Origin of the sequence: Escherichia sp. KTE114, assembly GCF_000407765.1 — a bacterium.
GTDB classification, from domain to species: Bacteria; Pseudomonadota; Gammaproteobacteria; order Enterobacterales; family Enterobacteriaceae; genus Escherichia; species Escherichia ruysiae.
In genome coordinates this window covers 4,139,215-4,152,729 of sequence record NZ_KE136626.1, presented here as the reverse complement: position 1 = coordinate 4,152,729, position 13,515 = coordinate 4,139,215, and the positions used below count along the sequence as shown (strand labels likewise).

The 13,515-nt window shown below is 53.4% G+C and carries 13 protein-coding genes; 6 read left to right on the top strand and 7 right to left on the bottom strand.

From position 1 onward, the window contains the following. Positions 1-27: 27 nt before the first annotated feature. From menD to pmrD, 6 genes are all read left to right on the top strand, one after another. Positions 28-1,698 carry a 2-succinyl-5-enolpyruvyl-6-hydroxy-3-cyclohexene-1-carboxylic-acid synthase gene (menD, locus tag WC5_RS01600; RefSeq protein ID WP_010350628.1) on the top strand — a complete coding sequence of 557 codons (1,671 nt, stop codon included), beginning with the start codon at positions 28-30 and terminating at the stop codon, positions 1,696-1,698. Further along, positions 1,695-2,453 (top strand): 2-succinyl-6-hydroxy-2,4-cyclohexadiene-1-carboxylate synthase, encoded by a 759-nt coding sequence (gene menH, locus WC5_RS01605; RefSeq protein WP_000600545.1) that lies wholly within the window; start codon positions 1,695-1,697, stop codon positions 2,451-2,453. Before menD ends, menH begins: the two co-directional genes overlap by 4 nt. Before the next feature lie 14 nt (positions 2,454-2,467). Next, positions 2,468-3,325: a 1,4-dihydroxy-2-naphthoyl-CoA synthase gene (menB, locus tag WC5_RS01610; protein WP_000639990.1), complete on the top strand. Its 858-nt coding sequence runs from the start codon at positions 2,468-2,470 to the stop codon at positions 3,323-3,325. Beyond that, a complete protein-coding gene (menC, locus tag WC5_RS01615; protein ID WP_001255551.1) occupies positions 3,325-4,287 on the top strand; it encodes an o-succinylbenzoate synthase in 963 nt (320 codons plus the stop codon). Before menB ends, menC begins: the two co-directional genes overlap by 1 nt. Continuing rightward, positions 4,284-5,639, top strand: coding sequence for an o-succinylbenzoate--CoA ligase (gene menE / locus WC5_RS01620; RefSeq protein WP_000577539.1), 1,356 nt, complete (start codon positions 4,284-4,286; stop codon positions 5,637-5,639). Before menC ends, menE begins: the two co-directional genes overlap by 4 nt. A gap of 109 nt (positions 5,640-5,748) precedes the next feature. Continuing rightward, on the top strand, positions 5,749-6,015 hold the full coding sequence (gene pmrD / locus WC5_RS01625) for a signal transduction protein PmrD (RefSeq protein ID WP_010350632.1): 267 nt from the start codon (positions 5,749-5,751) through the stop codon (positions 6,013-6,015). Here the strand turns inward: pmrD and arnF are convergent. Genes arnF through arnB form a run of 7 tightly spaced genes read right to left on the bottom strand, consistent with a single transcriptional unit; the run spans position 6,009 to position 13,359 of the window. Then, a complete protein-coding gene (arnF, locus tag WC5_RS01630) occupies positions 6,009-6,395 on the bottom strand; it encodes a 4-amino-4-deoxy-L-arabinose-phosphoundecaprenol flippase subunit ArnF (protein WP_000523875.1) in 387 nt (128 codons plus the stop codon). The genes pmrD and arnF overlap by 7 nt on opposite strands. After that, positions 6,395-6,730, bottom strand: coding sequence for a 4-amino-4-deoxy-L-arabinose-phosphoundecaprenol flippase subunit ArnE (gene arnE / locus WC5_RS01635; protein ID WP_000638003.1), 336 nt, complete (start codon positions 6,728-6,730; stop codon positions 6,395-6,397). Before arnE ends, arnF begins: the two co-directional genes overlap by 1 nt. Continuing rightward, positions 6,727-8,379: a lipid IV(A) 4-amino-4-deoxy-L-arabinosyltransferase gene (arnT, locus tag WC5_RS01640; RefSeq protein ID WP_000844084.1), complete on the bottom strand. Its 1,653-nt coding sequence runs from the start codon at positions 8,377-8,379 to the stop codon at positions 6,727-6,729. Before arnT ends, arnE begins: the two co-directional genes overlap by 4 nt. Then, positions 8,379-9,269, bottom strand: coding sequence for a 4-deoxy-4-formamido-L-arabinose-phosphoundecaprenol deformylase (gene arnD, locus WC5_RS01645; RefSeq protein ID WP_000169751.1), 891 nt, complete (start codon positions 9,267-9,269; stop codon positions 8,379-8,381). The genes arnT and arnD overlap by 1 nt, the downstream gene beginning before the upstream one ends. Beyond that, complete coding sequence (gene arnA / locus WC5_RS01650; protein ID WP_000649095.1) at positions 9,266-11,248, bottom strand: bifunctional UDP-4-amino-4-deoxy-L-arabinose formyltransferase/UDP-glucuronic acid oxidase ArnA; 1,983 nt, start codon at positions 11,246-11,248, stop codon at positions 9,266-9,268. Before arnA ends, arnD begins: the two co-directional genes overlap by 4 nt. Beyond that, positions 11,248-12,216: an undecaprenyl-phosphate 4-deoxy-4-formamido-L-arabinose transferase gene (gene arnC / locus WC5_RS01655; RefSeq protein WP_000461645.1), complete on the bottom strand. Its 969-nt coding sequence runs from the start codon at positions 12,214-12,216 to the stop codon at positions 11,248-11,250. Before arnC ends, arnA begins: the two co-directional genes overlap by 1 nt. A gap of 3 nt (positions 12,217-12,219) precedes the next feature. Further along, positions 12,220-13,359 (bottom strand): UDP-4-amino-4-deoxy-L-arabinose aminotransferase, encoded by a 1,140-nt coding sequence (gene arnB, locus WC5_RS01660; protein WP_010350641.1) that lies wholly within the window; start codon positions 13,357-13,359, stop codon positions 12,220-12,222. Between the last annotated feature and the right edge of the window lie 156 nt (positions 13,360-13,515).

Below are 13,515 nucleotides of genomic sequence, written 5' to 3'. Positions count from 1 at the left end.
GCCGCAATATTGATACCGGACAAACTCATGTCAGTAAGCGCATTTAACCGACGCTGGGCGGCGGTCATTCTGGAAGCATTAACGCGTCATGGCGTCAGACACGTCTGCATTGCCCCTGGCTCCCGTTCTACGCCGTTAACGTTAGCGGCGGCGGAAAATTCTGCATTCATCCACCACACCCATTTTGATGAGCGTGGGCTGGGGCATCTGGCGCTGGGGCTGGCGAAAGTCAGCAAACAGCCGGTGGCGGTGATAGTGACTTCCGGCACGGCGGTGGCAAATCTCTATCCGGCACTGATTGAAGCGGGGTTAACTGGAGAGAAACTGATCCTCTTAACCGCCGATCGTCCGCCGGAACTGATCGACTGCGGCGCGAATCAGGCGATTCGCCAGCCGGGAATGTTCGCCTCTCACCCCATGCATAGCATTTCACTACCGCGTCCGACGCAGGATATTCCCGCTCGCTGGCTGGTTTCTACCATCGACCATGCTCTCGGTACGCTTCATGCTGGCGGAGTCCATATCAACTGCCCGTTTGCTGAACCGTTGTATGGCGAGATGGACGACACAGGACTTGCGTGGCAACAACGTCTGGGCGACTGGTGGCAGGACAATAAACCGTGGCTGCGTGAAGCGCCTCGTCTGGAAAGTGAAAAACAGCGCGACTGGTTCTTCTGGCGGCAAAAACGCGGCGTAGTCGTTGCGGGTCGCATGAGTGCGGAAGAGGGCAAAAAAGTGGCCCAGTGGGCGCAAACTCTTGGCTGGCCGCTGATTGGCGACGTACTGTCGCAAACCGGACAGCCGCTGCCGTGCGCTGACCTGTGGTTAGGCAATGCCAAAGCGACCAGCGAGTTACAGCAGGCGCAGATTGTTGTGCAACTGGGGAGCAGTCTGACCGGCAAACGGTTACTGCAATGGCAGGCGAGTTGTGAGCCGGAAGAGTACTGGATTGTTGATAATATTGAAGGGCGACTCGACCCGGCGCACCATCGTGGACGTCGGCTGATTGCCAATATCGCCGACTGGCTGGAGCTGCATCCGGCAGAAAAACGCCAGCCCTGGTGCGTTGACATCCCGCGCCTGGCTGAACAGGCAATGCAGGCGGTTGTTGCGCGCCGTGATGCATTTGGTGAAGCGCAACTGGCGCACCGCATCAGCGAGTATCTGCCGGAACAGGGGCAATTGTTTGTCGGTAACAGCCTGGTGGTGCGTCTGATCGATGCGCTCTCGCAACTTCCGGCAGGTTATCCGGTTTACAGCAACCGTGGAGCCAGCGGTATTGACGGACTGCTCTCTACCGCCGCAGGCGTTCAGCGGGCGAGTGGTAAACCCACGCTGGCGATTGTTGGCGATCTCTCCGCACTTTACGACCTGAACGCACTGGCGTTACTGCGCCAGGTTTCCGCGCCGCTGGTATTAATAGTGGTGAACAACAACGGCGGGCAAATTTTCTCGCTGCTACCAACGCCGACAAGCGAGCGTGAGCGTTTCTATCTGATGCCGCAAAATGTCCATTTTGAGCACGCCGCTGCGATGTTTGAGTTGAAATATCATCGCCCGCAAAACTGGCATGAACTTGAAACGGCGCTTGCCGACGCCTGGCGCTCCCCGACCACCACCGTGATTGAGATGGTGGTTAACGACACCGATGGTGCGCAGACCCTCCAGCAGTTGCTGGCGCAGGTAAGCCATTTATGATCCTGCACGCGCAGGCAAAACACGGCAAGCCAGGTTTACCCTGGCTGGTTTTTCTGCACGGTTTTTCCGGCGATTGCCAGGAGTGGCGGCAAGTCGGCGAAGCGTTTGCCGACTACTCGCGGTTGTATGTTGATCTCCCTGGTCACGGCGGTTCGGCGGAAATTAGCGTCGATGGATTTGATGATGTCATCGACTTACTGCGTAAAACCCTTGTTAGTTACAACATACTTAATCACTGGCTGGTGGGGTACTCGCTCGGTGGACGCGTGGCGATGATGGCGGCCTGTCAGGGGATGCAGGGGCTTTGTGGCGTTATTGTCGAAGGTGGTCATCCTGGGCTGCAAAGTGCTGAACAACGCGCGGAACGCCAGCGTTCGGATCACTGTTGGGCGCAGCGTTTTCGCACAGAACCATTAACGGCGGTCTTTGCCGACTGGTATCAACAACCGGTTTTTGCCTCGCTCAACGACGAGCAGCGCCAGGAACTGGTGACGCTGCGTAGCCACAATAACGGCGCAACGCTTGCCGCCATGCTGGAAGCAACCTCATTGTCCGTCCAGCCTGATTTACGTGCTAACCTTAGCGCCCGCACATTTGCGTTTTATTATTTATGTGGTGAACGTGACAGCAAATTCCGCGCTCTGGCGGCGGAACTGGCTGCTGACTGCCATGTCATTCCTCGCGCCGGACATAACGCGCATCGGGAAAATCCCGCTGGCGTAATCGCAAGTCTGGCGCAGATCTTGCGTTTCTGACTAAAGGACACAATATGATTTATCCTGATGAAGCAATGCTTTACGCACCGGTTGAATGGCACGACTGTTCCGAAGGTTTCGAGGACATTCGTTATGAAAAATCTGCCGACGGTATCGCAAAAATCACCATTAATCGTCCGCAGGTGCGCAATGCCTTCCGTCCTCTGACGGTAAAAGAGATGATCCAGGCACTGGCGGATGCGCGTTATGACGACAACATCGGCGTGATCATTCTGACTGGTGCAGGCGATAAAGCGTTCTGCTCCGGCGGTGACCAGAAAGTGCGTGGTGATTACGGCGGCTATAAAGATGACTCCGGCGTACATCACCTGAACGTGCTGGACTTCCAGCGTCAGATCCGCACCTGCCCGAAACCGGTTGTCGCGATGGTGGCTGGCTACTCTATCGGCGGCGGTCACGTTCTGCACATGATGTGCGACCTGACCATTGCGGCAGAAAACGCCATCTTCGGTCAGACTGGCCCGAAAGTCGGCTCCTTCGACGGCGGCTGGGGTGCTTCATATATGGCGCGTATTGTCGGACAGAAAAAAGCGCGTGAAATCTGGTTCCTGTGCCGTCAGTACGACGCAAAACAGGCGCTGGACATGGGCCTTGTGAACACCGTTGTGCCACTGGCGGATCTGGAAAAAGAAACCGTCCGCTGGTGCCGCGAAATGCTGCAAAACAGCCCGATGGCGCTGCGCTGCCTGAAAGCTGCGCTGAACGCCGACTGCGACGGTCAGGCGGGGCTGCAAGAGCTGGCGGGTAACGCCACTATGCTGTTCTACATGACGGAAGAAGGTCAGGAAGGTCGTAATGCTTTCAACCAGAAACGTCAGCCTGATTTCAGCAAATTCAAACGGAATCCGTAATGCGTAGCGCGCAGGTATACCGCTGGCAGATCCCCATGGACGCGGGGGTGGTTCTGCGCGACAGGCGGTTAAAAACCCGCGATGGGCTGTACGTTTGCCTGCGCGACGGCGAGCGCGAAGGGTGGGGAGAGATCTCCCCACTGCCGGGCTTCAGTCAGGAAACCTGGGAGGAGGCGCAAAGTGTGCTGCTTGCCTGGGTAAATGACTGGCTGGCAGGTGATTGCGAATTACCGCAAATGCCTTCCGTTGCCTTTGGCGTGAGCTGCGCGCTGACAGAGCTTACCGATACGTTACCGCAGGCAGCCAATTACCGTGCAGCGCCGCTGTGTAATGGCGATCCTGACGATCTGATCCTCAAACTTGCCGATATGCCAGGTGAGAAAGTGGCGAAGGTCAAAGTGGGATTATACGAAGCCGTGCGCGACGGCATGGTGGTGAATCTGTTGCTGGAAGCGGTTCCGGATCTGCATTTGCGTCTTGACGCGAATCGCGCCTGGACGCCGCTGAAGAGCCAGCAGTTTGCCAAATACGTTAACCCGGATTATCGCGACCGCATCGCTTTTCTCGAAGAGCCGTGCAAAAACCGCGATGATTCGCGAGCCTTTGCCCGTGAAACCGGCATTGCCATTGCCTGGGATGAAAGCCTGCGCGAGCCGGATTTTGCCTTTGTGGCGGAAGAGGGTGTGCGCGCGGTGGTTATCAAACCCACACTCACTGGCAGCCTGGAAAAAGTACGCGAGCAGGTGCAGTCGGCGCACGCGCTGGGGCTGACGGCGGTGATCAGTTCTTCCATCGAGTCTAGCTTAGGCTTAACGCAACTGGCGCGGATTGCTGCCTGGTTAACGCCAGACACCATTCCGGGGCTGGACACGCTGGATCTGATGCAGGCGCAGCAGGTTCGTCGCTGGCCGGGTAGCCCGCTACCGTTAGTGGAATCAGATGCACTGGAGCGGCTGCTATGATCTTCTCTGACTGGCCGTGGCGTCACTGGCGGCAGGTGCGGGGAGATGCCATCGCCTTACGGCTCAATGATGAGCAACTCAACTGGCGGGAGCTTTGTGCTCGCGTCGATGAATTAGCGTCGGGCTTTGCGGCGCAGGGCGTGGTTGAGGGCAGCGGCGTGATGCTGCGGGCGTGGAATACACCGCAAACGCTGCTCGCCTGGCTGGCGTTGCTGCAATGCGGTGCGCGGGTGCTTCCCGTCAACCCACAGCTTCCGCAGCCGTTGCTTGAGGAGTTGCTGCCCAATCTTACTCTGCAATTTGCGCTGGTGCCGGAAGGGGAGAACACCTTTCCGGCGTTAACGTCGCTGCAAATTCAGGCTGGAGAGGGCGCATATGCAGCTATGTGGCAGCCGACACGTCTGTGCTCAATGACGTTGACCTCTGGTTCTACCGGGTTGCCAAAAGCCGCTGTTCATACTTATCAGGCTCATCTTGCCAGCGCCGAAGGTGTGTTATCGCTGATTCCGTTTGGCGAGCACGATGACTGGCTGCTCTCTTTGCCGCTATTTCACGTTTCCGGTCAGGGAATTATGTGGCGCTGGTTATACGCTGGCGCGCGGATGACGGTACGCGATAAACAGCCGCTGGAGCAAATGCTGGCAGGCTGTACTCACGCTTCGCTGGTGCCGACGCAGCTCTGGCGTTTGCTGGTTAACCGTAGTTCAGTTTCTCTGAAAGCGGTATTGCTTGGCGGCGCGGCGATCCCGGTCGAGTTGACGGAACAGGCGCGCGAGCAGGGCATCCGTTGCTTTTGCGGTTATGGTCTGACGGAGTTCGCCTCCACGGTATGCGCAAAGGAAGCGGACGGTCTGGCGGACGTCGGTTCGCCGCTGCCCGGTCGGGAAGTAAAAATCGTTAACGATGAAGTGTGGTTGCGCGCTGCCAGTATGGCCGAAGGTTACTGGCGTAACGGGCAACTGGTGCCGCTGGTGAACGACGAAGGCTGGTACGCTACGCGCGATCGCGGCGAGATGCATAACGGTAAACTGACCATTGTCGGGCGCTTAGATAATCTGTTCTTTAGCGGTGGCGAAGGTATTCAGCCGGAAGAAGTGGAGCGGGTTATTGCTGCGCATCCTGCGGTTTTGCAGGTGTTTATCGTCCCCGTTGCAGACAAGGAGTTTGGTCATCGCCCGGTGGCTGTCGTGGAGTATGACAGCGAAGTCGTTGATCTCAGCGAATGGGTGAAAGATAAACTGGCACGTTTTCAGCAGCCGGTGCGTTGGCTGACGCTTCCGCCTGAATTGAAAAACGGCGGCATTAAGATCTCACGCCAGGCGTTGAAAGCGTGGGTTCAACGCCAGCAGTAATGGATCATCCGTTTCACATCTCATTTTTGCCATTCCATTGCCGTTGATAAAGAGTTTATCTGTTAATCTGTAACTTAATGTGAAAACTCTTAGCAAACAGGATAATGCAATGGAATGGCTGGTCAAAAAATCATGTTGCGATAAACAAGATAACAGACATGTTCTTATGCTCTGCGGTGCTGGCGGTGCGATAAAAATGATCGCTGAAGTGAAGAGTGACTTCGCCGTGAAAGTGGGGGATTTACTCTCGCCTTTGCAGAATGCGCTTTACTGTATTAATCGTGAAAAGTTGCATACGGTGAAAGTCCTCTCGGCAAGCAGTTATAGCCCCGATGAGTGGGAACGACAGTGCAAATCGGCTGGGAAAACTCAGTAACGTTGTTTTGTCGTGGGCAGGAAAATCAGCATTAATCCGCTCACAATACAGGTTACGCCCAGCAGTGCCTTCAGTGAAAACGTCCCTTCCCAGCCAGGAAGTACCATTGAAGCAATCCATACCAGTACATAACTCATACTCAGTAAGGCATAGGCTTTGCTGAGAGCCAGTTGATGTAACGCTTTATACCAGCAAAAAACGGAGATCAGATAACCAGACAATCCGACCAGCAGCATCTGAGCACCGGTATCAAAAGCCAAAAACGCTGCGATAAAATCCCGCCACTGCGTCATCGGCGGCAGATGACTTGCCGCATAACCCAGACTTAATTGTGCTGCAGAAGCAATAATGACGCTGAATAATCCCCACATCAGACCCATTATACGGTACTCCCCAGGATCACAATGCCGCCAATAATGAATGCCACCCCGCACCAGTGACGCATCGATACCGGCTCGTGCCACAGTTTTACCGCAGCCAGCGTCACCCAGACAAAATTCAGACTCAACATCGGGTAGGCAATGCCCACCGGTACATTCTGTAAGACCAGTAGCCAAAGCACCATCGCAAGGCCAAGACAAGCCAGCGCCAGTCCCAGCCACAGTACGATATGTTTGCGCCGTTTGTTTATTGCCACAAAGCCGGTTGCCTGTTTCTGACACAACTGCCCGGCTACACTAAGCAGGCTGGCAAAGACTAAAATCAGCCAGATCATTTGGGGCGATACTGAATGAGCACCAGACGTCCCTGATGATCGATAGCATCAGCGGGCGGAATGGCGAGGCTGTTGATGTCTTCATCGCGGTCAACCGAAAGCACGAGTGTAATAATCCCCTCCTGGCGATGCTGATTTAACCATCTGGAAAAATTATCACCGCTGACAAATCTGCCTTTCGCATCCGGATAATTAAGGCCGTATTTCAACTCACCTGTCTGGCGATACATGATGATGTCATCGCGTTGCAGGCTCCATGCCAGACCTGCGGCAACACCGACGCTATCAGTAAGAATATAGCGGCTCGGCTGAAGTGATTCTTGCGTCATCTCGACAAAAAATTGCGGATGTTTTCCTTCCATAACTCTGTCAGGAATTGAAAATCCTACCAGCAACGCCATCCCCAGCGGGCAAAGTGCGGCAAAAGGCCAGGTTTTATCCACGTTTGTTAAGGTGTACCAGCCGAAAAATGCCCACAGCGAAAAAATAGACCATGAGCAAAAGACTTTATAGATCTCGAAAGTCTGCCAGACAGGTGTATTCATTGGCCCCCAGGGGGAGACAACAAACGTGGCAATAATACCCGTGACGCCAAATGCAATGTTAACCCAGCCATTAATTCGCAGCGCCAGAGGATTATTTTTTGCCGACTGCAAAGCGTAATGCGCCATCAACATCGCTAAAGGCGCAAAGCAGGAGAGAATATAAGTGGGCAATTTGCCTTTGGCGACGGAGAAAAACAGCAGCGGCATCACCATCCAGCTTAACAAATAGACGGTTGCGGAATGATTGCGATTTTTCCAGCCTGCGTAAAGTGCGCCGGGGAGTAATCCCAGCCACGGCAGGCTACCGGCAATGATGACAGGTAAGTAGTACCAGATCGGGGCTTTATGCTGGGCATCATCCATCGCAAAGCGTTGTATATGCTCAACCCAGAAAAAATAGTGCCAGAAATCAGGCTCCCGCTGCGCTATCGCCAGCCCCCAGGGGAGAACCGTTAGTACGCAACTGATAACCGCCAGCCAGCCGTAAATAAAGAAATCTTTCCAGCGTTTTTGTGTCGCTACCCACGGCAGCACGCTTAATACCGGCACGGCGAGGGCGAGGAAACCTTTGGTCATCACCCCCATGCCACAGGTTAACCCCAGCAGCAAAAATCCCGCGCTTTTGCCTCTCCTCGTTTGTGCCTGCATTGCCAGCCAGAAGCTGCACATCCCTGCTACCAGCCAGAATGCAATAAATGGATCGAGCACGGCATAAGTGCCGATGGCATAGACAATAAACAGCGAGAGATAAACCACAGCGGCGAGTAGTGCCAGACGCTTATCGCGCCATAAGCGCAGAGTAAACCAGGCCACCAGCGCGGCGGTTAACAGGGTTGCAAAGATAACACCAGCCCGTACACCAATGTTATTCGCGCCAAATAACCATTGCCCAATACTGTTAATCCAGTATCCGGCAATGGGTTTTTCGAAATAACGTAGCCCTAACAGATGAGGCACAATCCAGTCGCCGGAAGCCAGCATTTCCCGACTAATTTCCGCATAACGCGTTTCATCAGGTTGCCAGAGCAGACGTGTGCTGATCGGTAACACGTAATAACAGACAATAAACGCGAAGAGGCCGATAAGGTAACGTACCGATTTCATCACCGACTACCCGCAGCTTGTTGGCAACCCAGCCAGCCTTCACGTCCGGCAATACTTCCGCGAACGACGTGACCGAGCGGTAAATTCTCTGATAACAAGTCGCTTAAAGGACAAAACATAATACCTGCACGAGCTGCGCGTTTCAGGAGATCCACAAAATTATGCTGATAAGCACAGCCTTCAACTTCTGCATGAATGGTATAAACCGGCGTGCCTTTATCTCGCAGGATGCGGTTGAGCAGCCAGCCGTTGAAATCTTCTGCTTTCACATTCCGACCAATCACTTCATCCCAGGTGGGTAAGGTCACCGGGATTTGCGCAATGCCGGGCTTTCCTGATTCGAGCAATGGACGAAACGGCATCGCCCCACGACAATCGCTGTTGTAGCGCAAATGGAACGCTTCTTTTGCTTCGATCACCTGCTGGTCGGCACGCCAGCCAGCGGCAGCGGAGCAGGTTACCGGTTGGCCGATAATCTCTTCCAGAGTGCGAAGGCCGTGTGCGATATCGTCGACCATTGTTTGCCGATCCCAGTGACCGCTATGGGCTTGCCAGGCATAGTGATCCCAGGCGTGCAGGCCGACTTCGTGGTGTTTAGCCGCTTCACGAATGATATCGGCGTTAGCATGACCAATCTCTTTACCTGGCCATGCCGTACCTGCCAGTAAAATATCCCAGCCATAAAGCGATGCCGCGTTTGAGCGCAGCATCTTCCACAAAAACTGTGGCCTCACCAGCCGCCAGAGATGGCGGCCCATATTGTCCGGGCCAACGCTGAAAAAAATGCTGGCCTGAATATTATGCTTACTCAAGATTTCCAGCAGACGCGGCACGCCTTCACGGGTGCCACGAAAGGTGTCGACATCAATGCGTAAGCCCACTTTGGTCATGATGATTTTTCCGCAAGATCGACAGTGCGCAGGAAGAAATCTAGTGTTTCGTCGATGGTTTCCTGCATATCAATTTTCGGTTCCCAGCCCAGGCAGCGGCGAGCATTGCGGATGCTCGGTTTGCGATGTGCCACGTCCTGATATCCTTTGCCGTAGTAACTGCTACTTTCTACCACGCGAAAGCCTGCAAACGGTGGGAAGTGATGGCGCAGTGGATGTTTTTCGAAGCTCGCCAGCAGCATCTCGCCCAGTTCCTCAATGCTCGCTTCGTTATCAGGATTGCCAATGTTGATAATTTCGCCGTCGCAGCGATTTCCCGCATTTTCGATAATGCGGTATAACGCCTCGATACCATCGCGAATATCAGTAAAGCAGCGTTTTTGTTTTCCGCCATCAATCAGCTTAATTGGTGAACCTTCTACCAGATTGAGAATGAGTTGCGTAATTGCGCGCGAGCTGCCGATTCGTGCCGCATTAAGGTTATCCAGCCGTGGCCCCATCCAGTTAAACGGGCGGAAGAGGGTGAACTGTAAACCTTCTTTTTCGCCATAGGCCCAGATAACCCGATCAAGTAATTGTTTTGACACCGAATAAATCCAGCGTGGTTTATTCACCGGGCCGACGATTAAATTAGAATGGTCCTCATCGAAGTATTTATCGCTACACATCCCATAAACTTCTGAAGTTGATGGGAAGATGATTCGCTTACGGTACTTCACGCAGTAGCGGATAATGCGCAGATTCTCTTCAAAATCGAGTTCAAATACGCGCAGCGGGTTGCGGGTATATTCAATCGGCGTGGCTATCGCCACCAGCGGCAAGACGACATCACATTTTTTGACGTGATACTCAATCCATTCGGAATGAATACTGATATCGCCTTCGACAAAGTGAAAATGCGGATGATTCAGAAAACGGCTTATCGCATCGCTGCCAATATCCAGACCGTAAACTTCATAATGATCTTCGCGCAGCAGGCGTTCTGTCAGATGGTTGCCAATAAAGCCATTCACCCCGAGGATGAGTACCCGGGTACGGCGTCGGGCGGTGCAGACAGGCTGGCTATTCAAGCGTGAACCTTGCACCAGGCCCAGCGTCTGCGCTAATTGCGAGCCTTGCATGGTAATGCCGTCGCCCGCCTGTCCGGTGACGATTTCCAGCGTGCCATAACCACAGGCAATCAACAGCGGTGCAACAGAAATCACGCTGCCCGGTTGTGCGGCAGTAGTAAGAGAATGTACGCGGGACGACCAGACTGTAAATTTCTGATTGCCAACATAACTAAAGGCGCCAGGCCAGGGATCGGCAACGGCACGCACCATGTTGTGGAGTACACAAGCCGGTTTATGCCATTCCAGGCGGCTGTCCTCCGGTGTTCTGCGACCAAAACAGGTGGCTTCGTTCTCACGTTGGGCGATTTCCAGAATATTACCGTGTTTAATCGCGGGTAATGTCTGCTCCAGCAACTGACGCGCGGCGTGGCACAATTTATGATGTAGCGTAATGGCAATATCGTCTGGCGCAATGGCAACGCGCAGTTGGGCCACAATGGCTCCGGCATCGGCGCGTTTCACCATTCGGTGCAATGTAACGCCAGTTTCCGTTTCACCGTTCACCAGCACCCAGTTCAGCGGCGCGCGACCACGATATTTCGGTAACAGCGAACCATGCAGATTAAATGCGCCTGCGGTAGCAAGCTGCAAAATATCGTCACTGATCAGATGGCGATAATAAAAAGAGAAAATCACATCAGGTGACAGTTGGGCTATGCGTTCTACCCACAGCGGATGATTAACGTTATCCGGCGCATAAACCGGAATGCCTCTTTCCGCCGCCAGACGAGCCACCGAACCATAAAATGCTTTTTCGCCAGGATTATCGGTATGAGTAAAAATGGCGCTAATTTCGTAACCGGCAGCCAGCAAGGCTTCAATGCCCAGGCATCCCATATCGTGGTAGGCAAAAACGACGGCTTTCATTATTCATTTTCCTTGCTGGATGGACGGATAACTTGCTGAACAAAATAGCGGGGGCGGGCGCGGACATCGGTGTAGATCCTGCCGATATATTCACCGAGTAATCCCATGCCGATAAACTGAGCGCCAATAAAAGTAAACAGCACGGCAAATAGCATAAAGACGCCTTCTGCCGCCCATTGTGGTCCGAAGGTCAGGCGTAAAATCACCAGCAGTACCGCGATGCTAAAACCTCCAATCGCAATAATGCTGCCGAGCAGACTCAGCATACGTAGCGGCGTAGTGGTAAGGCAGGTCACCAGGTCGTACATCAAATTAATCAGGCGCATAAAGCTGTATTTGGATTCACCAAATTCACGCTCGGCATGATGCACTGGAATTTCAATGGCGCGGCGGGCAAAGATATTCGCCAGAATCGGGATAAAGGTGCTGCGTTCATGGCAGTGCAGCATGGCATCGATAATATGGCGGCGATAGGCGCGTAACATACAGCCGTAGTCGCCCATCGCTTTGCCGGTGGTGCGCTGGATCAACCGGTTAATCATCTTCGAGGCGGATTTACGAAACCAGCTATCCTGGCGGTTCTGGCGCACAGTCCCTACCACGTCGTAACCTTCATCGGCTTTTTCCACCAGATGGGGGATTTCTTCTGGTGGATTCTGGAGATCGGCATCAAGAGTAATGATTAAGTCGCCGGTAACGTGACTGAATCCCGCCATAATTGCCGAATGTTGTCCGTAATTGCGATTAAGCAAAATAGACACAATATGGCTGCCCTCCGCTTGTGAGGCATCGACCAGCATTTGTGCGGAGTTGTCGTTGCTGCCGTCATCAATCAGCAGGATCTCATACTCTTTGCCCAGCGATTCACAGGCTGTGGTGGTGCGCCTGATTAATTCCGGTAAGCTTTCCTGCTCGTTATAAACGGGAATAACCACCGAGACTTTCTTAACAGGGTGGATTTCAAACATGGCTTATTGTCCTGCGAGTTGCTGAAGGGCAGTGATGACGCGGTCGGCATCGGCGGTGGTCATATCCGGGAAAAGCGGCAACGAACAGATGCGTTCGCTATTCCATTCCGTATTCGGCAACGACAGCGTGGGAAAACGCTTGCGATAATATTTTTGCGTGTGGGCGGCGCGGAAATGTAACCCGGTTCCAATGCCTCTTTCTTTTAACGCTTCCATCAGAGCATCGCGGCTGATACCACAACGTTGTTCATCAACACGTATGATAAACAGATGCCAGGCGTGAACGTGCGGCCAGGCGGGAAGGCTTAATGGCTGAAAGGGGAGAGCTGCCAGTGCTTGCTGATATTGCAGGGCAATGTCGCGACGGCGAGTATTTAGTTGCTCTAATTTATTCAACTGCGTCAGAGCTATCGCAGCGTTAATATCGGTCAGATTGTACTTATAGCCCGGCGTTAATACTTCAGCCTGCGGCGCGCGTCCCCAGGTTTGCCTGTCATATGCATCGACACCCAGACCATGAAATTTCAACATGCGTAACTGGCGGGCGAGGTTTTCATTATCGGTAACAATCAGGCCGCCTTCCGCGCAGGTAATATTTTTGATGGCGTGGAACGAAAAAATAGCGGTGCCCTTTGCACCAGTATGCTGACCTTTGTAATACGTACCGACGGCGTGGGCGGCATCTTCAATGACCGCGATACCGTGGCGTTCAGCAATGGCGCGAATGGCGTCAATATCTGCTGGCGCTCCGGCATAATGCACCGGGATAATCGCTTTGGTGTAGGGCGTAATGGCCGCTTCGATCGCTTCAGGCGTGATCATCAGCGTATCGCGATCAACGTCCACCATCACCGGCTTTGCGCCCAACAGGGAGATCATATTGAGGGTTGAAACCCAGGTCATGGAGGGCGTGATGACTTCATCATCAGCGCCAATCCCCAGCGCCATCAGTGTGATATGCATTCCTGCAGTGGCCGAGCTGACTGCGATGGCATGTTGATTTCCTGTCAACTGGCAAAAGGCCGCTTCCAGTGCCTGATTCTTCGGACCAGTGGTTATCCAACCGGATTCGAAAACCTCTTGAACTGCAGCGAGTTCTTCCGCGCTTATTGCCGGACGCGAAAAAGGTAAAAAGTCTGACATCGTTTTTCCTTCGGCCATTGAATACCTTTCCCCGCTATTTGCTAATATTTTTCATAGGGAATGTTATTTGTATTTTGCCATTTGGAATGAAATTCTAAGGTTAGAACATTAATTTAACCTTAAGGAATGAATATAAGGCTTAAATATTATTTTTTT